The organism is Yoonia litorea, assembly GCF_900114675.1.
GTDB lineage: Bacteria > Pseudomonadota > Alphaproteobacteria > Rhodobacterales > Rhodobacteraceae > Yoonia > Yoonia litorea.
The window spans coordinates 1,217,390-1,239,009 of the sequence record NZ_FOZM01000001.1 but is presented as its reverse complement, the minus strand read 5'-3'; the positions used below and the strand labels follow the sequence as shown (position 1 = coordinate 1,239,009).

The 21,620-nt window shown below is 56.7% G+C and carries 16 protein-coding genes and 1 tRNA gene; 8 read left to right on the top strand and 9 right to left on the bottom strand.

Features of this window, described 5'->3' with window-relative positions:
* Window positions 1-78: 78 nt before the first annotated feature.
* The 3 genes from BM316_RS06480 to BM316_RS06470 all read left to right on the top strand — a co-directional run bounded on the left by BM316_RS06480 (window position 79) and on the right by BM316_RS06470 (window position 5,625).
* Window positions 79-591: a putative pterin-binding protein gene (locus BM316_RS06480; protein WP_242649785.1), complete on the top strand. Its 513-nt coding sequence runs from the start codon at window positions 79-81 to the stop codon at window positions 589-591.
* The gene (locus BM316_RS06475) at window positions 592-3,150 is read left to right on the top strand and encodes a hybrid sensor histidine kinase/response regulator (protein ID WP_090205467.1); all 2,559 of its coding nucleotides are present in this window, start codon (window positions 592-594) and stop codon (window positions 3,148-3,150) included.
* A 192-nt stretch (window positions 3,151-3,342) separates the two neighbouring features.
* Window positions 3,343-5,625 (top strand): methyl-accepting chemotaxis protein, encoded by a 2,283-nt coding sequence (locus tag BM316_RS06470; protein WP_165606544.1) that lies wholly within the window; start codon window positions 3,343-3,345, stop codon window positions 5,623-5,625.
* Window positions 5,626-5,730: 105 nt separating this feature from the next.
* On the opposite strand, the gene BM316_RS06465 is transcribed toward BM316_RS06470, so the two are convergent.
* Window positions 5,731-5,805 (bottom strand) — tRNA-Asn (locus BM316_RS06465).
* Between the two features lie 91 nt (window positions 5,806-5,896).
* The gene (locus BM316_RS06460; protein WP_090205462.1) at window positions 5,897-6,793 is read right to left on the bottom strand and encodes an MBL fold metallo-hydrolase; all 897 of its coding nucleotides are present in this window, start codon (window positions 6,791-6,793) and stop codon (window positions 5,897-5,899) included.
* A 44-nt stretch (window positions 6,794-6,837) separates the two neighbouring features.
* Between BM316_RS06460 and BM316_RS06455 the strand changes: the two genes are divergently transcribed.
* The 5 genes from BM316_RS06455 to BM316_RS06435 all read left to right on the top strand — a co-directional run bounded on the left by BM316_RS06455 (window position 6,838) and on the right by BM316_RS06435 (window position 12,182).
* On the top strand, window positions 6,838-8,154 hold the full coding sequence (locus tag BM316_RS06455; RefSeq protein WP_090205458.1) for an ATP-binding protein: 1,317 nt from the start codon (window positions 6,838-6,840) through the stop codon (window positions 8,152-8,154).
* A gap of 110 nt (window positions 8,155-8,264) precedes the next feature.
* A complete protein-coding gene (locus BM316_RS06450) occupies window positions 8,265-9,677 on the top strand; it encodes a circularly permuted type 2 ATP-grasp protein (protein WP_375342230.1) in 1,413 nt (470 codons plus the stop codon).
* Window position 9,678: 1 nt separating this feature from the next.
* Entirely contained in the window at window positions 9,679-10,620 is a 942-nt protein-coding gene (locus BM316_RS06445) for an alpha-E domain-containing protein (protein ID WP_090205452.1), read from the top strand.
* Entirely contained in the window at window positions 10,621-11,418 is a 798-nt protein-coding gene (locus BM316_RS06440; protein ID WP_090205449.1) for a transglutaminase family protein, read from the top strand.
* 32 nt (window positions 11,419-11,450) lie between these two features.
* Entirely contained in the window at window positions 11,451-12,182 is a 732-nt protein-coding gene (locus BM316_RS06435) for a proteasome-type protease (RefSeq protein WP_090205446.1), read from the top strand.
* A 43-nt stretch (window positions 12,183-12,225) separates the two neighbouring features.
* Here BM316_RS06435 and BM316_RS06430 read toward each other — a convergent pair whose 3' ends face one another.
* From BM316_RS06430 to BM316_RS06400, 7 genes are all read right to left on the bottom strand, one after another.
* Window positions 12,226-13,767 (bottom strand): trimethylamine methyltransferase family protein, encoded by a 1,542-nt coding sequence (locus tag BM316_RS06430; RefSeq protein ID WP_090205443.1) that lies wholly within the window; start codon window positions 13,765-13,767, stop codon window positions 12,226-12,228.
* Complete coding sequence (locus BM316_RS06425; protein ID WP_090205441.1) at window positions 13,764-16,178, bottom strand: GcvT family protein; 2,415 nt, start codon at window positions 16,176-16,178, stop codon at window positions 13,764-13,766. The genes BM316_RS06430 and BM316_RS06425 overlap by 4 nt, the downstream gene beginning before the upstream one ends.
* A gap of 257 nt (window positions 16,179-16,435) precedes the next feature.
* Window positions 16,436-17,227 (bottom strand): citryl-CoA lyase, encoded by a 792-nt coding sequence (locus BM316_RS06420; protein ID WP_090205439.1) that lies wholly within the window; start codon window positions 17,225-17,227, stop codon window positions 16,436-16,438.
* On the bottom strand, window positions 17,224-18,432 hold the full coding sequence (locus BM316_RS06415; RefSeq protein WP_090207643.1) for a CaiB/BaiF CoA transferase family protein: 1,209 nt from the start codon (window positions 18,430-18,432) through the stop codon (window positions 17,224-17,226). The genes BM316_RS06420 and BM316_RS06415 overlap by 4 nt, the downstream gene beginning before the upstream one ends.
* On the bottom strand, window positions 18,422-19,945 hold the full coding sequence (locus BM316_RS06410; protein ID WP_090205437.1) for a tripartite tricarboxylate transporter permease: 1,524 nt from the start codon (window positions 19,943-19,945) through the stop codon (window positions 18,422-18,424). The genes BM316_RS06415 and BM316_RS06410 overlap by 11 nt, the downstream gene beginning before the upstream one ends.
* A 3-nt stretch (window positions 19,946-19,948) precedes the next feature.
* Window positions 19,949-20,446, bottom strand: coding sequence for a tripartite tricarboxylate transporter TctB family protein (locus tag BM316_RS06405; RefSeq protein ID WP_090205435.1), 498 nt, complete (start codon window positions 20,444-20,446; stop codon window positions 19,949-19,951).
* A 75-nt stretch (window positions 20,447-20,521) separates the two neighbouring features.
* Window positions 20,522-21,508, bottom strand: a complete 987-nt coding sequence (locus BM316_RS06400; RefSeq protein WP_090205433.1) for a Bug family tripartite tricarboxylate transporter substrate binding protein — start codon at window positions 21,506-21,508, stop codon at window positions 20,522-20,524.
* Window positions 21,509-21,620 lie beyond the last annotated feature (112 nt).

Genomic DNA, 21,620 nt, shown 5'->3' with positions numbered 1-21,620 from the left:
TATGCTAAACTGACCTTCAGGCGGTTGACTTGGACGACACCTTCGTTTGATCAAGGCCTTGTTGGGAAGACGTATCACGTGAAAGGGACGCCTGTGTTCGGCCTCTTGAATTCGGTAGTTTCAGCGTTTGTGCTCAGTTTGGCGATCCTGGCCGGGTCTGCGGCCTCTGCGGGTGAGCAGAAAACAGTTGTCTTGACCGTTGACGGCTTGGGTGTGCCGCTTTCGTTCAGTATCGAAGATCTTGATGAAATTGGTACGGTTTCATTCGAAACGACGACCATCTGGACCGATGGTTTGCAGCAGTTCCGTGGTGTGCCCTTGCCGGACTTTCTTGACCATCTTGGCGTGGAAAGCGGAACCATGGTCGCAACTGCTGTGAATGATTATTCCGTGTCCATTCCCGTTGATGAAGCCAGTCAGGACGGGCCCATCATCGCTTTTGAGCGCAATGGTGCGTTTATGAAACTGCGCGACAAGGGCCCGCTCTGGATCGTCTATCCCTATGATTCCTCTGAGGACTTTCAGACAGAGGTCGCACATTCGCGGAGCATCTGGCAACTCGAACGCATCCGGTTTGAAAAGGGCCAATGATTGGTCGGTCTGAGCAAATCGCTACTTTTTAAGGGTCCGAGGACTACGACCAACTTCAGGGTTCTGGTCAATCTTGTCGTGGCTGCCGCTTTGATCACGTCGATGTTCGGTCTGTGGCGCGTTGGCAATGACGCGACGAGAGAAATCGAAAGACTGGCAATCGCCAATGCTGAAAGCAGCCAGTGGGCATTGGCCCAGTCCGAGGTCGAAGCGCTCAAGCTTTTGGTGACGCTGAACGATGCACGAAACGATCAATCATCCATCGATACTGCAGTGATCAGACGGCAGTTTGATATTTTCTATGCCCGTATCAGCATACTGTCATCTGGATCTGTCTTTCAAAGCATGCGTGACAGACCAGAAGTGGCCAACGCGATCCGGACTGTCAGTGATGGCCTTGACGGCATACTGCCGATTATTGACGGACCAGATGACCAATTGGCCCGTAGCGTGGCATTGCTGCACGATGAGGTCAGGGATTTTAGCGCGGCACTGCGCTTTATCTCGCTGGAAGGCATTCAGGAATACTCACAACTGGCGCTTGACCGTCGGCAGCGTGTGTCAGCGGTCATGTTCGAATTGGCGCTTATCGCATCATCGCTCATCGGGCTTGTTTTGGTCATTCTGGCGGCACTTCTCTTGCAGCTCGTCCAGATCAGGCGGTCGACTGCAGAACTGTCCGCCGCAGAGGATCGGCTTCGCGCGGTCGTTGAGACTGCGCTTGATGCCGTTGTCGTGACGGACCGGCATGGCGTGATCCTGGACTACAACGGCGCGGCAGAACAGATATTCGGCTATACCAAGTCTGAGGCAATCGGTCGGCGTATGCGCGCTTTGTTCTTGGCACCGCAAGGCCAATCGTCTGGCGCCAAGTTTTCCAAGAAATCCGTCAATTGGTTTTCGAATTCCGGTATCAGACAGGTTCAGGCACGCCGGAAACTGGGCGATATTTTTCCCGCAGAAGTCGCGACATCCTCAGCCGTCAGCACGCAAGGCGAAATTTTCGTGTCATTTGTCAGGGACATTTCGGACCGCGTAGCCTCTGAAGAGGCATTGCGCACCGCAAGGGACGACGCACTTGCCGGCGAGAAAGCGAAGGCCGATCTTTTGGCCGTCATGAGCCATGAGATGCGGACACCGATCAACGGGATCGTCGGCAGCTTGGAAGTGCTATCGGATTCTAATCTGAATAGCGAACAGCGCCGTTTCATCAGCGCCATGCAGAGTTCAAGCCGGATGCTGCTCAGGCATGTGAATTCGGTGCTGGATATCTCCCGTATCGATGCGGGCGATGATGTGGCGCTGAAAGACGATTTTCTTCCGGCCGAAACGATTGCAAACGTTGTGCGGTCGCTTCAGGGGCAAGCCGTCGCGCGCGGGAATGATCTGAATTTCAAAGTGCTGACCGATGACGTTGGCGCTTGTACGGGTGATCCCGAACGGATCGAACAGGTGATGCTGAACCTGATCGGAAACGCGATCAAATTCACTGAAAACGGCAGTGTTTTTGTTGAAATGGAAAGACTGCCGGGCAGCGATATCGTCGAAATCAGAGTGATTGACACGGGGCTGGGGATTGCATCCGACGATCTGGACCGCGTCTTTGAAGACTTTGTCACGCTTGACGCCAGCTATGATCGCGCCGTCGAAGGAACCGGTCTGGGCCTCGCGATTGTCAGACGCCTCTGTACCATTATGGGTGGCGAAGTTGGCGTTGAAAGCGAGGAAGGCGAGGGGTCTCTTTTCTGGGTGCGCCTTCCACTGCCTCAAAGCAAATCACGGCAATTTGCCGATCATGCCTTGGATGGCGGCGTGTCAGAAATACTCTGTGATGTGCTGTTGGTTGAAGACAATCAAATCAACAGGCTCGTCGCTTTTGAAATGTTGAAAACCCTCGGGTGCAACGTGATTGAGGCGGTCAGCGGCCGCGCTGGCGTCGACTGGACGAAGGCAAAGGCTTTTGATGTCATCTTCATGGATATCAGCATGCCGGGCCTGAGCGGTTTGGAAGCGGCTGCCGAAATCCGCGCCAATGCCGGGCTCAATAGCCAGACACCGATTGTGGCTATGACGGCGCATACTTTGCCTGAAGATATCGCGCATTTCCGTGAAGCCGGCATGGCGGACGTGATCGTCAAACCAATCAGCAAAGCGCGATTGCGTCAGGTCCTGATCGAGCAGATCCCACGCCTCTCAGAGGTTGATGTGGGCGAGGATGCCCAAGCTGAAACACTTGCAGACACACGCAAGGAGCTGGTCGCGATGATCGGTGAAGACGCAGCGACCCAACTGACGCGCAGGGCACGGATGGAAATCAAGCGTGGTCTTGAAAAACTCAATACTGAGAAAACAAGTGACCGTGAGTGCACCAATGCCGAACACCTGCATCAGCTTGTCGGTATTGCCGCCGTGGTGGGACTCTCTGATCTGCGCGCAACTCTTTTGAAGGCGCAATCTGCGGCGCGTGACGCAGATGTCGCATTGATGCAGAGCCACATAGCAAAGGCCCAGAGCATCTTGAGCCAAAGCGAAGAAAGCACCCAGACACCTGTCGAGTAGCACTTCCCGCATGTCGCAAGGCAAATTGCGCACCACTCAAATTCGACCCCTCGTTTAAACCGATTTTAAGACCATTGCGTCTAATCCTGCCGCCGGAAACCGTTGTTCGAGGCTGGTATGCAATTTCTCTCCAAACTCCCAATCGCGCGAAAACTCCCTGCAATGATTGTTTTGCTGTGTCTTGCGTCGAGCTTGAGCATTGCTTTCATCAGCTATGAAGATTTCGAAGACAATATTCAGGCAGAAACATCGCGGGCGTTTCGCGTGATCAGCGAAAGCCGTGCCGAAGGATTGGAGGTTTGGTTCGACAACCTTGGCAGGCAGGTGGCCAGTTATGGATCGGACCCGACTGTTGTGGCCGCTGTTTCTGCATTCGACAGCGCTTACGGCCTCATGATCGATCCAGATGGTTTGCAAGCGGCCTATATTAACGAAAACCCAAATCCCGCGGGTGCAAAAGATCTCTATGATCAGGCGCCGGAGCCGATCCCATACCATTTTCAACACGCCCGCTTTCACCCGCACTTTCGCGATATTAAGGATTCTTCTGGGTTTTATGATTTCTTCTTGTTCAACGGGCAGGGGGATCTGATCTATTCAGTTTACAAGGAAAGCGATTACGCCACGAATTTTGTTAACGGGCCTTTTGCATCATCGGGACTGGCCGAGGTTTTTGTGCGCGCGCGCGATGGGCTGCAAGGTCAGGTTTATTTCGCCGATTTCACTCCTTATGCGCCAAGTCTGAACGCGCCTGCAGGCTTTGTCGCGACACCTGTTGTCGATGAAACCGGCGCGACACTTGGCGTTGTGGCCGTCCAGATCCCAATTGAACTCATCGCGCGGATCGTCGCGAACCCACTTGGGCTTGGCGAGACGGGTGAGGTTTATCTGATTGGTCCCGACCTTCTGACACGCAGCGCGTCGCGATTTCCGGATGGTTTTCAGACGTTGGCTGATGTGAGCGATCTGAGGCACGCTGATGCAGCGTTGCGCCCGGATACGCTTGCGATGACCCGTTCGGAAAACCTGTCTGGTGAAACCGTCTATACACTTTCACGTCTCGTGGACGTATTCGACAGGCAATGGGGGCTTATCAGCGAAATGACCGTTGAAGAGGTCAACGCACCCATTGCCGCCGTCAGAAACAAGATGATCATCGTTACGCTTTTAGCGGCAGGGGTTAGTATTTTTGTCGGCTGGCTGGCGGCGCGGGCGTTTGTCACACCATTAAGCCGGTTGAGCCTTGCGATGCGCAAAGTCTCTGAAAAGGACTACGAAATCACTTTGGACGAAAAAGACCGCAAAGATGAAATCGGCGTTCTCTCCAATGCCTTGCTTGATTTTCGCGACAAGCTTCGCGCCTCCGATGCGGCAGAGGATGAACGGCTGGCGCTGCAAAATGCCCAGAGAAAGATCGTCGACCGTTTGAGCGAGGCACTCAAACACCTCTCTGATGGCGATCTCACGCATCGCATCACGACGAGGTTTGACGGGGATTACGATCAACTCAGGCAGGATTTCAACGAGACCGTCGACACTCTGAACGCGACCCTTGGGTCTCTGGTTGATCGTGCAGGCGATGTCAGAAGCCGCGCAGAAAGCATGAGCCAGGCCTCCGACGATCTTTCAAGGCGCACAGAAAATCAGGCCGCAACGCTTGAAGAAACCGCTGCTGCACTTGACGAAATGACCGCAAGCGTCAGATCGGCTGCCAGCGGCGCAAAAGAGGTCGCATCACGAGTGACCGATGCAAGTAAAGACGCAGAAGACAGCAAGCCCGTCGTACAGAGCGCAGTTCAGGCCATGAACGATATCGCGGCTTCATCCGAGGAAATCTCCAAGATTATCGGCGTGATTGACGACATTGCCTTTCAGACAAATCTGCTGGCGCTAAATGCAGGCGTCGAAGCTGCCAGAGCCGGTGAGGCAGGGCGTGGATTTGCCGTTGTCGCATCTGAGGTGCGCGCATTGGCGCAACGATCGTCAGAGGCGGCCAAACAGATCAAGGCGCTAATCAGTCAAAGTGCGCATCAGGTGACCGATGGTGTCGAACTGGTTGGTGAAGCAGGGCAGGTCCTGACACGGATCGCAAGCCATATTGATCACATATCGGAACTGATCGGTGACATCGCCTCTGGTGCCGAGGAACAATCCATCGGCCTTGGCGAGATCAACATCGGTGTGACCCAGTTAGATAAAGTCACACAGCAAAACGCGGCGATGGTGGAGGAACAGACCGCCTCAAGCCACGCTCTCAACGGCGACTCGCGAGAGCTAATCGATCTGGTCCGTGGCTTCAAACTGGAAGGCGGGACGAAAACCCTTAACGCATTCGCACAAGATACGGCTGAGGAGTTGAATGCGGCAGCGCACAGAAGCGATACCGACGCAATACCGCAAAGACCAGCAGGTCAAACCGCTGTATCAGGTCAGGCCGCCTTAAAACGGGATGAGTCATTCTGGGAAGAGTTCTGATCACCGCTCAGGGATGTCGCGGAATTGAAAGGTGCCAGCCGCCAGAGCAACAGCACGCCGTGTGTGGGCTTGAAGCCTGATCGCCAAATCTCTCAAGGGTGATTTTGGCTCCGACGGTAGGGATCGAACCTACGACCAATTGATTAACAGTCAACTGCTCTACCGCTGAGCTACGTCGGAACACGAGGCGTCGTATAGCAATGCGATTCCACCTCGTCCAGAGCCTTTTGCGACGTTTTCGCGAAAGAATTTTTTGCGACATCGGCTCCCGTCAATTCAGGCGAAACGATCCCCCTGCATGAAGATCTGCGATTGGCCTGATGCGGTCTTGCTCGGTCAAATAAATCAGATGGGCGAGGACGTTCCGCTCCGCCGCAGGCAACAACGCGGCGGGGGTGTCATGATAGATCTTGATGGTGAGATCAGCGGCAGAGGCCGGTCCGCCCTGAAGGAGGTGCATGATTGCATCCGTCCGGGACTGACGGTGTTGAACAAGCCAATCCAGACGCGCGACCGGGTCGAGGATCGCATCACCATGCCCTGAAAGAAAACGAGTTGCGTCGCACCTGGCCAGCGTGTCGCAGGATGCAAGAAAATCCGAAAGGTCGCCATCCGGTGGTGACACCAACGAACTCGCCCATCCCATCACGTGATCCCCACAAAAAACAAGGTCACGCCACTGGAAGCTCATGTGGTTTCCATAGTGACCCGGCGTATGGATTGCCGTGATTTGCCCCGCGCCAGTCTCGATCGTGTCACGATCCCGCAAAAGCACATGTGGTGCGAAATCAGGATCAACGCCCTCGCCACCACCAATCATCCCACCATCAGCCAGTTCCTGCATAATGGGGCGCCGCCCCGTGCCGCTTGGACCGAAGGCACAGATTGGTGCGCGAAGATCGTCCGAGAGCCGCTTGGCGAGCGGTGAATGGTCCAAGTGACTATGCGTGACCAGAATATGCGTCACCGGTCTGCCGGATACAGCTTTTGTGATCGCGGTATGGTGCGCTTCCAGCATCGGGCCCGGGTCGATCACAACCAGCGCATCGGTCCCGACCAGAAACGTATTTGTGCCCCAGTGGGTCATGGGGGAGGGGTTGGGCGCAATGATCCGCGCAACGCCCGACGCAACGCTTGTCGGTTCCCCATAGACAACGGCATCTGTCATCGCAGGCTCTTTCGCTTGTCAGACGCTGAGGTTAGCTTGGCGCTATGTTTGGATGGCTCAAGAATTATATGCCGCGCGGGATTTATGCCCGTGCTGCGCTTATTCTCGTGATGCCGATCGTGTTTCTGCAATTGCTTGTCTCTGTTGTGTTTATTCAGCGCCACTTTGATGGTGTGACGCGCCTGATGACAAGCGCGATGAATATCGAATTGCGTTTTCTGATCGACACTGCAAACGCCGCAGAAACAGCAGACGCCGCTTTGCTGGCTGTCAGACAGCTCGGCGATCCTCTTGAGATTGAGACAGAGTTACCAGCAGATCAGGTGCTCGACGCGGACATCAAACCCTTTGAGGACCTGACCGGAAGCATGGTGATCGAAACCCTGCGAGAGGGCGTGCCATCATTGATCACGGTGAGCCTTGCTGACAGACGGCGCGTCCTGCTTTGGGCCGAAACACGGCATGGTCCGATGGAGATTTCCTTTCGCAGACAGCGGGTGTCGGCCTCCAACCCGCATCAGCTGCTCGTGATCATGGTAGTTCTCGGCGGGATCATGACTGCAGTTGCGTATTTCTTTTTGCGCAACCAATTGCGCCCGATCAAGCGCATGGCCCGTGCCGCCACAGACTACGGCAAGGGCCGGATCACCCCGTTCACACCGACAGGGGCAGTTGAGGTCAGGGCGGCTGGAACGGCCTTCCTTGATATGCGCAACAGGTTGGAGCGGCAGGCGCAGTCGCGCACGATGATGCTTTCAGGCGTGAGCCATGATCTGCGGTCACCCCTCACCCGAATGCGCCTTGGGCTTTCGATGATTGACGAAAAGGAGGCCGCGCCATTGCTCAGGGATGTTGATGACATGGAACGGCTCCTGAACGCGTTTCTGGATTTTGCGCGCAGTGATGCAGGCAACGTCGCCGAGAAAGTCCGCCCCAGTGAGATCGCGGATTTGGTCTTGGCGGATGCCTTGCGGATGGATCAGGACGTCACACTGCTGCCGATGCAAGGCCCCGATGATCCTGTCAGCATGCGTCCGCTGGCGGTCCGCCGCGCATTGGATAACCTGATTGGCAACGCTCTGCGCTATGGCACAAAAGCCCAGATCGGTATCAGCGTGACCGACCGCGCCGTCAGGTTCACAGTTGAGGACAACGGACCCGGGATTCCCCCTGACCGTTACGAAGAGGCTCTTAGTCCCTTCGTCAGGCTTGATCCCGCGCGAAATCAGGACAAGGGAAGTGGCGTCGGGCTTGGCCTTTCAATCGTCGCCGATATCGCGCGAAGTCATGGCGGTGTGTTGCGTTTAGGGGAAAGCGCGAGCTTGGGCGGATTGAAAGCCGAATTGGTCCTTGCAAAATAATGCCGCGTTTTTAGGCATTTGGCCACTGATGCTCAACTAAACGTTGTGATTTATATCAATCGCGTTGCACTTACTGAAATCTGATTTACCTTTCAGTCATGATAAAAGACATGCGCTTTTTTGATGAGATGTCTGAAGATGGCATCGCTCGCGGTCCTTACGGGGACTATGATCAATGGTTCCGTGCGCAGGATGCAACGCGCCTGCAGAGTAAAGCTCAAGAGGCCGAGGCTTTCTTTCGCCGAACCGGGATCACATTCAATGTCTACGGTCAGGCTGACGCGGAAGAACGCCTGATCCCGTTTGATTTGGTGCCACGCATCTTATCAAACTATGAATGGACAAAGCTTGCCAAAGGGATCGAGCAACGTGTCCGTGCGATCAATGCGTTTCTGCATGACATCTACAATCGTCAGGAAATCCTGAAAGCCGGCATTTTACCGATTGAACTGATCCAGCAGAATGATGCGTTTCTGCCTCAGATGATCGGATTTATCCCGCCCGGGGATGTCTATACGCATATCGTCGGCACGGATATCGTGCGCACCGGACCTGATGATTTTTACGTCCTCGAAGACAATGCACGGACACCCTCAGGCGTCAGCTATATGCTTGAGAACCGTGAAACGATGCTGCAAATGTTCCCTGAGCTTTTCAGCAAGATCAAAGTGCAGCGGGTCAGCGATTACCCCAAATCCCTCAGACGCTCGCTTGCGGCATGTGCGCCGCGGTCTTGCGAGGGAAAACCAACCGTCGCCGTACTCACCCCTGGCATTCATAACTCGGCCTACTACGAGCATAGCTTCCTTGCTGATCAAATGGGGGTCGAACTGGTTGAGGGGCACGATCTGCGTGTCGTTGACGGGCATATCGCGATGCGGACAACCCGCGGATACAAGCGCATTGATGTCATCTACCGCCGCGTCGACGATGATTTTCTTGATCCTTTGACCTTCAACCCGCAGTCGATGCTGGGTGTTCCGGGTATCATGGACGTCTATCGCGCCGGCAACATCACCATTGCAAATGCGCCGGGCACAGGGATTGCCGATGATAAGGCGATCTACAGCTATATCCCTGATATTGTGCAGTTTTACACCGGGGAAAAGGCGATCCTGAAGAATGTGCAGACGTTCCGCTGCTCCGAGTCGGATACACTGGCTTACGTTTTGGATAATCTGTCAGAGCTTGTCGTCAAAGAGGTCCATGGCTCCGGTGGCTACGGGATGCTTGTCGGACCGGCCGCGAGCAAAAAGGAGCTGGCAGAATTCGCCGACAAGCTGAAAGCGCATGCTGCGAACTACATCGCGCAACCTACGCTTTCGCTATCAACCGTGCCGATCTTTACCGAAAGCGGTCTGGCGCCGCGTCACGTTGACCTGCGCCCCTTCGCGCTTGTCTCGCCGGAAGGTGTGAACATCACACCCGGCGGATTGACCCGCGTTGCACTGACCGAAGGCAGCCTTGTGGTGAACTCAAGCCAGGGCGGCGGCACAAAAGACACTTGGATACTGGAAGACTAATATGCTGGGAAAAACCGCAGGCGGTCTTTATTGGATGTTCCGCACTCTTGAGCGGGCCGAAAATACGGCACGATTGGTGGATGCCGGGTTTCGTATCGCGCTGACACGCTCAAACAGTGCGGAGTCGGAATGGCGCTCGGTCATTGCAACCTCTGCCGCACAAGCCGCCTTCGAAGCGCGTTATGACGCCTATGACAGCGAACAGGTTGTCGATTTTCTTTTGCGCGATCCCGAAAACCCAAGCTCGGTCTTGTCGGTGATCAAATCAGCGCGCGACAATGCGCGTCTGGTCAGAACTGCTTTGACGACAGAGGTGTGGACCAGTGTCAATGAGACGTGGATGGTGCTGACCAAACTTCTCAAAGAGCCAATTCCGCAAACCGAATTGCCAGCAGTGCTTGCCAGCATCCGACAGCAATCGGCTGTGGTGCGCGGTGCATTGCATGGGACAATGCTGCGCAACGATATCTATGACTTCTGTCGTCTGGGCACCTTCGTCGAGCGTATGGACAGCACTGCGCGCATCATGGATGTGAAATACTTCGCGCTTCTTCCGGCATCCTCTTTTGTTGGCAGCCGTCTCGATAATGTCCAATGGGAGACGATCCTGAGGTCGGTTTCCGCGCACCGGTCGTTCCGGTGGGCCGTGGACGAGGATTTCACTGCACCTGCGATTGCGAACTTCCTCATTCTTGACGGGCGGATGCCGCGGTCACTGCGCTTCTGCGTTGGGAAGCTCTTGGCCAACCTTGAATATCTGGGCGCGGATGATGACGAACCCAAAGAATCGCTGATCCTTGCGCGGCGCCTGTCAGAGCGACTGCGCAACCGCGATATCGGGTCGATCTTTGATGAGGGGCTGCACGAATTCTTGACGAGCGTTATCAACGACAATGCACAGATCGGCCTGCAAATCGAACAAGACTACAGGTTTAATAGCTAAATGCTGCTCAAAATCCGTCACACAACCACGTATCGCTATGACCAGCCCGTCGTTTACGCTTTGCAAAAAGTGCGTCTGCGCCCGCTTGAGAACCCGTTTCAAGCGGTCAACCAGTGGGAAATCCAGATTTCCGGTGGTCAGATCGAAGCACATTATGCAGATCAATATGGCAATCATGTTGATCTGGTAAACGTTGACCGTGATGCGCAAGAAGTCACGATTACGGCCGCCGGAGAGGTTGAAACCAGCGATAATGCCGGTGTCTTCGGAATGGTTTATGGCCGCGCCCCGCTTTGGCATTTCCAGCAACACACAAAGGCAACGACCCCTTGCGAGAACATTGCGGGCCTTGCCAACGGGTTGCGATCGGCGAGTGACCAGATCGCGGCTCTACACGAACTTTCAGCCAAGATCCTTGATCGTATTCCTTACGAAATCGGCGCCACGAACCCCAAAACCACCGCGCAAGAGGCCCTGGCCCTCGGCGCGGGTGTCTGTCAGGACCATGCACAGGTCTTCATTGCGGCTGCACGGGCCGAAGGTTTGCCTGCGCGGTATATCAGCGGTTACTTGATGATGAACGATCGCGTTGATCAGGACGCGACACATGCATGGGCCGAAGTGCACGTCAACGGGCTGGGCTGGGTCGGATTTGACGTCTCGAACGGAACGAGCCCGGATGAACGTTATGTCCGGATTGCCATAGGGCGCGATGCACGTGACGCTGCGCCAATAGAGGGTCTTTTGGTGGGTCAGGCGCAGGAACAGATGATTGTATCCTTGCAGGTTCAGCAGTAAGACAAAGCCGACGATCACCTAAAGGCTCCCCCATGACATACTGTATCGGCCTCAGGCTCAATCATGGACTTGTGTTCATGTCTGACACGCGCACAAGCGCGGGCGTCGATAACTTTGCCACCAGCAAGAAGATGTTTACGTGGTCTGTGCCGGGTGAACGGATGATCACGCTGATGACGGCGGGAAATCTGGCCACCACACAGGCCGTGATCAGTCTTCTGGAGGAGCGTTCAAAAACGCTCGAAGAACGTGATCCAAGTATCTTGCGCGAAGGCACCATGTTTCAGGTGGCCCGCTTGGTTGGCGCAACGCTGCGAGAGGTGATCGACGAGACCACAAACGAAGGTCAACTCAAGCAGGATCAGTTCTCTGCCTCGATCATTGTGGGTGGTCAGATCAAGGGCGGAAAACCAACTGTCTTTCTGGTCTATCCACAAGGCAATTTCATTGAGATCACGCAGGACACGCCATTCTTTCAGATTGGTGAAACGAAATACGGCAAGCCGATTCTGGTACGGGCCTATGACCCGGATATGAGTTTTGCTGACGCGATCAAACTCTTGTTGGTATCTTTTGATTCTACGGTAAAATCAAATCTTTCCGTAGGTTTACCGTTCGACTTTCAAGTCTATGAGGCTGACAGTTTCGCCATGGGAACCACCCGGCGCATTGATGAGAACGACAAGATTTATCAGGCGATATCTGAGGGTTGGGGCGATGCGCTGAAAGACGCGTTCCAACACCTGCCGTCTTACAAGCTCTGACCACCCACGAGATCCGGACACCTGATCATAGCAGCCCGCGGGATTAACTCTCGGGCGGCGCGCCACCTTCTTTGGTGCGCTTTGAGATAAAGCCTTGCAAGGCTTCAACCTTGGCAGGGTCAACTTCTGGCCGTTCATCCGCATCAAGAATGGCCTGCCAAACCGCTGTGGCGCGGTGGGTGGCATCGACGCTGCCTCGTTCGGTCCATGTCCCGAAATTGGTGTAGTCATGGACGATGGGTTCATAGAATTCGGTGTTGTAGCGCGCCATTGTCTGCGCAGTGGCAAAAAAGTGCCCTGATGGGGCAACCTCTGCCAGAGCATCAAAGCCGATTTCCGCAGGCCCTGCATTAGCGCCGGCGCATAGCTCGGCGATCATGTTGAGGACTTCCACATCAGTGATCAGCTTTTCGTATGACACCGACAGGCCTCCCTCAAGCCAACCGGCAGAGTGAATGACAACCGACGCTCCTGCGAGCAGACAGCCCCAAAGCCCCATCTGGTTTTCATTCGCGGCCTGAACGTCGTTGAGATTGGACGCGGATCCGGCAGCACTACGCCACGGCAGGCCCAGAAACCGCGCCATCTGGCCCGCAGCAAGCGAAGCCTGAAAATGCGCAGGCGTGCCAAAGGCAGGAGCACCTGATTTCATATCGACGTTGCTTGTGAAGGTGCCGTAGCAGACTGGTGCACCGGGTTGTGCAAGCTGGGTGAGGGTGAGCGCACCCAGAACCTCGGCATGACTAAGCGTAATCGCTCCGGCGACCGTGATCGGGGCCATTGCGCCCATCAGTGTGAACGGCGTGATGATCGACAACTGCCGCGCGCGGGCGAAGTCAATCAGACCCTGCGCCATAGGAATATCGAGCGTGCGCGGGCTGTTGGTGTTGATGATCGTGTAGCAATGCGGGTTTTGCGCAAATGCATCGTCTGACAACCCACGGAAATCCTTGAGCATCTCGAAGCTGTCCATCGCCTGCGGTGTGCCACGCGAAAAGAAGAAGGGAAACTTGTCGGTTAGGGTCAGTTGCGCTTCTACCGTGAAATAGTGGCGCAGATGGGTCGGAATGTCCTGTGGCTCCACCAGTGGCGAGACCATTTGAAAGACGTCGAAATGCTGGGTCAGTTGGATTAATTCGCGAAAATCGCGCCCTGATCCCGGGCGACGTCCGCGCTTGAGGTCGGTGCAATTTGGCGCACCAGCCCCCGGTTGGAACGTCAACGCGCCAAGCGCCATGTGGATGTCGCGATGGGGCGCACCTGCGATGCACTCAAACTTGCGCGGGGCCGTCGTAAGTGCGGCAGCGACGATATCGCGACCCAGATAAACCATCTCGGTCGCGTCATCGACACGTGCGCCAGCTTGCGCAAAGATGCGACGCGCTTCCGGCAGTAATACGCGCAGCCCCAAGTCCTCCAGCGTGCGCAGGGCCGTCTCGTGCATGTTGGCGATCTCGTCGCCCGAAAAGACATCCATCGTCGGAAACGGGTTGCGCAGCTGGCGATAGTTCGGTGTGCGTTGCGATGGAGGCGGGCCGTCTGGCCGCCCCCGTCTGCGACGTGGCCTGACGGGCGTTGAGGTCATCCGCGCATGGCCTGACCTTTGCGGTCGTAGGGTGACGGCGCAATGACTTTGGCGCTGCGTTCCACGCCAACGACATGGACAGAGAGGTCAGTCCCTTCTGCCGTAAGATCGCTATCGACCATGGCCATTGCGAGCGACAGACCGGTTGTGTGCCCATAGCCGCCCGAGGTGACAAAGCCCACGCGTTTGCCGTCTTTCCAGATCGGCTCGTAGCCGCTGGCGTCTGCGCCGTCTGCTTCGATCTGTAAGGTCACCAAACGCTGGGCAGGGCCGTTTCCGTCACGCTCTGCTATGGCTGCGGCCTTGCCGACAAAGTCACCCTTGTCCCAAGCAATCCAGCGGTCCATGCCGGTTTGCACAGCGGTATAGGCTTGGGTGAATTCGGCGCTCCAGATGCCGAAGCTCTTTTCCAGTCGCAGCGAAAGCAAAGCGTTGAACCCGTATTCACCGATACCGAATTCAGCGCCAGCGGCCAGCAACTCCTTTCGCAGGCCTGCATGCTCGGCTGCTACACAGTGGATTTCATAGCCCAATTCACCCGCGACCGAGAGACGGCCCACCTTGCAGCGATATAGTCCGATATCGAACGATCCGCATCCCATGAAAGGCAGGGCGCCAATATCGTCGTCTGTCAGTTTTTCGATCACTTTGCGGCTGTTCGGACCCGACAGTGAGAACCCGACAGTGGCGTCGGAGATATCTTTAACCGCCACATCGCCAAACCCCTCCATGTGGTCGGTGAACCAGCGCATATGCCAGTCGCGCAGATAATAGGAGCCCATGATCCACCACGTGCCGTCGCCCCAGTTAAAGACGGTCAGATCGCCCTTCATCTTGCCTTCGGAGGACAGCATCGGCGCGAGGCGCGCACGTCCGGGTGAGGGCAGCTTGCTGGCCATCACATGGTCCAACCATCCTTCGGCCTCTGCGCCAGTCACTTCGAAACGCGAGAAGCCCGAAATATCGAGTAGCCCCACGTTTTCGCGCACATTTCGGCATTCTGCCCCGACGATCTCATGCGCGTTCGAGCGTTTCAGCGTTGGTTTCTCAACGAAGTCGTCAGAGGGCGCGAAATAGAGCGGCGTTTCCAGCCCGTAACTGACACCCCAGCGGCAGCCCGCCGCTGTCATATCCGCGTAGGCCGATGCCATCTTGAGAGGGCGACCGGCGGGCAGTTGTTCGTTGGGGTAGGTCATCACGAAACGACGGGAATAAAACTGACCTGTCGTTTCCTTGATGAAGCGCTTGTTCTGCGCGTAGTCGCCGTAGCGGGCCACATCCATGCCGAAGACGTCTGCCTCCGGTTCGCCGTGGATCATCCACTCTGCCAATGACTTACCAACTCCGCCCCCCTGCAAGAAGCCTGCCATGACTGCACAGGCGCACCAGTAGCCCGGCTTGCCGCGCACAGGGCCCACCAGCGGGTTGCCGTCGGGCGAGAAGGTGAAGGCTCCGTTGACCCATGTCTTGACACCCACCTCTTGAAGGGCCGGATAACGTTCAAATCCGAGGATCAGCTCTTTCTCGATGCGGTCGAGGTCTTCCTGTTGCAACTCGAACCCGTAATCCCACGGCGCGCCGTCCATGTTCCAGTGATCGTGGTCGATCTCATAGATGCCCAGTAGGATACCTTTCTGGTCCTGCCGCATATAGGTGAACCCTTCAAGATCCACGGTCATGGGAACTTCGAAGTCGAGTTGTTCCAATTCGGGGATCGTATCGGAAATCAGGTAGTGGTGGTTGAGCGGCGAGACCGGCAGCTCGATGCCCGCCATACGGCCGACCTGCTTGGCCCAAAGCCCTGCGGCATTGACCACATGCTCGGTCTGGATCGTGCCTTTTTCGGTCACGACCTCCCAGCCATCGGCGGTCTGGTTCAGCTCCAACACGCGGTTGTTTTCAACGATCTCGGCCCCGTGCTTCTTTGCCGCCCCGGCATAGGCGTGCACGGTGCCGGTGGTGTCGACATAGCCTTCACGGTCGGCCCACATGCCGCCCAGAATACCGTCCGTGGACATGATCGGGCAGAGTTCCTTGGCTTCATCCGGTGTGATCAGGCGGCAGTCTTCAATCCCGATGGATTGGAATGTGCGATAGGCCGATTGCAACCACTCCCAACGATCCGGTGTGCCTGCAAGTGTGATGCCGCCCGTCATATGCAGGCCGATGGACTGACCGCTTTCCTTTTCGATCTCGGACAGCAGGTCGATGGTATAGGCCTGCAACGCCGCGATATTGGGGTCGGCGTTCAGCGCGTGGATGCCCCCCGCCGCGTGCCAGCTTGACCCCGCAGTCAGAACCTTGCGCTCGATCAGCAGCACGTCTTTCCAGCCGTACTTGGCCAGATGATAAAGCACTGACGTCCCCACAACGCCGCCCCCGATCACAACTGCCCGATAATGCGATTTCATGAACGACGTCCTCTTCTCAAATGGCAAATGTCCGCGCGGCGCGGAAAACTTTCACGACCAGCCTCAGGCGGTGGGGCCAGACTGTCTAGGTCCAGTAGCGAAGGGAAACGTCGTTTTTAGACCATTAGGTTGGCAACGTAAGGGGAGGCCGAGACGGCCAACAAGCACATTCTGTGAGCCATGGTGCTCGAGCTTGTCACTTAACGGTTCGTCGACGTTGACGTTGAAGATGACCGTGACTGATTGCCTGCACCGTCTCAGTTTGAGTGGCCGTCACCGGTATACCGCCAACGGTAATGCGGGGGTGTGGGGCCTTTGTTCCGGCCACCTTGCAGGGTTTGTTCCCACGCGTGGGCAAGGATACCGACGGAGCGAGAAAGGCCGAAGAAACCGCGTGCGACTGGTCCGGGGCAACCAAGTTCGGCATAGATCACCGCTGTTGCGCCGTCGATGTTCATCGGCACAGGCGCGCCCCGGTCACGGGCCAGCTTTTCTTCGATCATCCGGCCAATTGCGGCATAGGCGCCAGATACAGCGCCGGCCTCTGCCGCCTCATCAACAAGAGCCAGCAGGCGGGGTGCGCGCGGGTCAGTTGGTTTATGAAACCGGTGACCAAAACCGGGCAGGTAACGCCCGTGGGCCTCGCGCCACTCTGACAATCCGCTCTCCAGGCCGTCCGGGCCCGCCTTTTCAAGATGATGATAGAGCGCGATGGCCTGTTCGCCTGCACCGCCATGAACATCGCCAAGCATATTGAGACCTGTCGCCATCGCACTTTGCAGACCGATCCCGCAGGTCGCTGCCATGCGGGCCGCGGCAATTGACGGGGCCTGGGGCCCGTGGTCAACGGCAGAGACCAGTGCCGCCTCGAAAAGCTTGGCCTGAACCGGCCCAAGTGGGGTTCCCATGACCATCAGCCAGATCATTTCAGGAAAGCTGAGGTTGCCAATCAGGTCCTGAATCGGGGTCCCGCGGATATCAATCCGTCCGGGTTCCATGTCGATAATACTGGTACGCCACCAGTCAGAGACATCGCTGCCTTCGGTCATATCACACCCTCTTCGCGCATCGCGGTCATGTCGTCCTCACTATAACCGATGGCGCCTAGTATCGTCTCGGTGTCCTGTCCAAGAACGGGGGGCGGGGCATCGACCGACGGCCGCTTGCCATCGAACATCGCACCGATCCGTGCCAGTGTGATGTCTCTGTCCAAGCCCGGCACCATGTCAAATAGCGCAAGGAAATCGCGTCCGGTGATTTGGGGGTGTGCGAGGACCTCTGGCACATCCAGCACAGCACCTGCGGGTACACCAATGGCGTTCAGTTCTCGCGCCCAGTCACGGGCAGGGCGGGTTGTCAGAACAGTTTCCAGCTCGGCTTTCAGGCGCAGGCGGTTTGATTTGCGATCTTCACGGGTCCGGTAGAGCGGATCGTCCAGCAAATCCGCGCGTTCCAGATGATTGGCCAGCAAGGCCCATTGTTCGTCTTTGTTTGCAGCAATATTGACCAGCCCATCCGCACATTGAAACGCACCTGATGGCGCTGAAGTGGGGTTTTCATTCCCATTGCGCTGCGGGACCGCCCCGCCAATGAGATAATTCGACACCACCCAACCCATTGTCGCGAGGACTGAGTCCAGCATGGATACGTCGATGACACAGCCCCGATCTTTGGCATTCAACGCAGCAGAGATGGCCATTGCCGCAGTCAGACCTCCGACAGTGTCGGCAATCGGGTATCCGACGCGCAGGGGGCCCGTGTTATCATCGCCTGTCGCGGCCATGACACCAGAGGCCCCTTGGATGATCTGGTCATAGGCAGGGCGTTTCGCCCATGGCCCGTCCTGGCCAAACCCTGAGATCGCGCAATAAATGAGGCGCGGGTTATCGGCACGCAGCGTATCGGGTCCAAGTCCGAGACGATCCATCACACCGGGTCTGAAGTTTTCGACCAAGACGTCAGCCGTCTTGACCAAGCGTCGCAGCGCCTCTTTGCCACGCGTGTCCTTCAGGTTCAGTGTCATGGATTGCTTGCCTGCGTTCTGGGCCAGAAAACTGATCCCCATCCCTTTGGCTGAGAGAGTGGGGTCAGCACCCAGATTGCGCGCCAGATCGCCGCGCCCGACTGCCTCAACCTTGATCACCTCCGCCCCGAGATGGGCCAATTGGTGACATGCAAACGGACCGGCAAGCACGTTTGTCAGGTCGAGGACACGCACCCCGGACAGGGGTGCGTCTTTGGTCTCAGTCGCCATCAGCGACGCCTTTTGCGCGTGCACGGGCACGTCTGGCACGATAACTCGGCAAGAGCACCAGAAGCACAGCCAGCACCAGAAGCCCCAGTGTCATCGGGCGTTCGATAATGAAATCGAGACCGCGATAAAGCTGCATGGAGCGTGCGAAGTTATCCTCAAGCATGGTCCCTAGAATAAAGCCGATCAACAGAGGGGCGAGCGGGTAATCCGCAAAGCGCAGGATCGTCGCCATGACCCCAAGACCCACCAAAAGCAGCAACTCTGTTGCATTGTTCTGCCCGATATAGGCACCCATCAACGTGAAGAAGAGGATGAAAGGGATCAGGTAATTGCGCGGGATCGCGAGGATTTTGGCAATGTAGGGGATCAACGGGAGGTTCAGGATCAACAGCACCAGATTGCCGATAAACATCGAGATGATGACAGCCCAGAAGATCTCGGGTGTGTCGACCATCAAGCGCGGCCCGGGTGTCACATTGAGTGCGATCAGGGCCCCCAAAAGAATGGCCGTGGTTCCGGATCCGGGAATGCCGAGGGTCAGCAGCGGAACGAACGACCCCGTGCACGCCGCGTTGTTGGCCGTTTCAGGTGCTGCAAGGCCTTTGACAGACCCTTTGCCGAATTCGGCTTGTTCGTCGCCCTTGGCGATGTTGCGCTCGACCGCGTAGCCAAGGAATGACGCAATCGTTGCACCTGCGCCGGGCAAGACCCCGATAAAGAAGCCCTGCACCGATTGACGGCCAATGACAGGGATCATTGATTTGCCTTCTTCGCGGCTAAACCGCAGATTAGTGATCTTGTTCGACCCACCTTCGGCACCGCTTGCTCCGCGCGCGGGGTTCAGGACGAGAAACAACGCCTCTGGCAATGCAAACATCGCCATTGCGAGTGTGATGAAGCTGATCCCCGATTGCAGGTCCATCAACCCCATGGTGAAGCGCGGCATATTGAAAAGCGCGCCTTCGCCGACCGTGGCAAGGATCAAGCCAAGGACGGTCATCATCAGTGCCTTTGCAACCTGTCCGGTGCCAGCGAATGCCGCGATCGCTGACAGTCCAACCACCATCAGCGCGAAATACTCGGCGGAATGAAAGAGAAGTGCCACTGACGACAGGGCAGGGGCAAAGATCATCAAAAGGATTGCGCCGATTGTGCCGCCTGCGAAGCTGGCGACGGCAGCGATAGTCAATGCCTTGCCTGCCTGGCCTTTGCGGGCCATGGGATAGCCGTCAAAGCTGGTGGCAACCGTTCCTGCGACACCTGGTGCATTGAGCAGGATCGAAGACGTCGATCCGCCGAAGATCGCACCGTAATAGACACCCGCCAGCAGGATCAGCGCGGCTGCCGGATCGCCCAGCGTGATGGCAACTGGGATCATGATGGCGATGATCGACATCGGCCCGAGACCGGGCAGCATTCCGATGAATGTGCCAATCAGACAGCCAGCGACGACCATCAGGATGTTCTGGATAGAGAATGCGGCCTCAAGGCCGATCAGGATACCTTCGATCATGTCCTAGTTCCCCATGAAGAATGGCCAGGGACGCAGGAAGATGCCAAGCACCTCTTGCACCAGATACCAAACAAAGAGCGTCGCGCCCGCTGAGACAGGGATCATGATGTGGAACTTGCGTTCCCCCAGTATCGCACTGCCCGCAACAAGAAAGACGGTCGTTGCAAGCAGGAACCCCGCACCGCGCAGCGTCAGCGCATAGACGACCATCAACAGCAAAAGGGCGATGGCCTGTCCGAGCTTGTATTCATGCAAGCGACGATAATTGATGTCCGATGCGCTTGGCGTCGCAGCCTCATCATCAGCTTTTTCAATACCGAAAAGGACGATCAGACCAACGATAATGCCAAGAACGGACAGCACCTTGGGAAAGGTTGAAGGCCAGACAGGATTGCGTTGCATAAACGGTGGTAAAAGCTGGTCCATCGTAAAGAATGCGGCATAACCGTAGATGCAGCAGAATGTCACGAAGATCAGCGCGATCCAGCGATCAAGCGCCATGGTCTGTCCCTCCCCAAAACAGATGAATTAGGTTGCCGCCCCGCGTGTCGCGGAGCGGCGTTTGTCAGATGCGTCCTAGAGGAAGCCGAGCGTGCGCATCAGATCACCGATGACCTGTTCCTGTTCTTCCAGGAAAGCGCGGAACTCGTCGCCGTTGTTGTGGATGTTCACCCAACCGTTACGGGCGCGCACTTCTTCCCACTCTGGTGTGTCGTACATCTTGGTCAGAGCGTCCTGGAACTTGCCAAGCTGTTCGTCTGAGATGCCAGGTGCTGCAAAGAAGCCGCGCCAGTTGACGAAGGTGGTGTCCAGACCCTGTTCCATCATGGTTGGCGCATCGGCAAAGGCGTCAACACGCTCTGGCGCTGTCACACCGAGGATTTTGACCTCACCTTGCTGTGCAAGTGCAACAGCTTCAGAGAAGCCTGTGGAAAGCGCCTGAATTTCGCCGGACAAGAGGCCGGCCATCGCTGCACCACCTGCGTCATAGGGAATGTAGTTGAAGGCTGTGGGATCTTCGCCAGCGGCCTGCATCGCCATAGCGGCAACAAGGTGGTCCATACCGCCTGGGACGGAGCCGCCCCCGATGGCAAATGACATGCCGTCTTCACGGTATGCCGCAAGCAGCTCTTCCATGTTGTCGATGTCGCTGTCTGCGCTCACCACAAGCGCGGCGTAGTCACCGATCGTGCCTGCGACCAACGTCAGATCACGGAAGCTTTGCGGGAAAACGCCGGTCAGTGAGCGGATCACGATCGGTGTCGAGTTCACCATCATGGTGTTGCCAAGCGAGTCTGCGTTTTCGATCAGGTGGGCAATCGCCACACCGCCGCCACCGCCGGACATGTTTTCATAAGACGCCGAGCCGACCAGACCGGACTCGGTCAAGGCTTCGCCTGTGCCGCGTGCTGTACCGTCCCAGCCACCGCCGGCACCGCCGGGGATCAGAAAGTGCACTTCCTCCAGAACCTGGTGGCCACCTGCGTGGGCCATGCTGCCGAGTGCGAATGTTGCTGTTGCCGCAGCCATGACGGTGCGACGGGTCCACCCAAAGGTGCTCATGTGAATTCCTCCCATTTGACAGGCAGCCCTCCGCTGCCCATGAATGAAGGTCAACACAGCAAGCTGACACAGGCCTGACACGGCACTGCAATCCGGCAAGAAATCAGCTTTG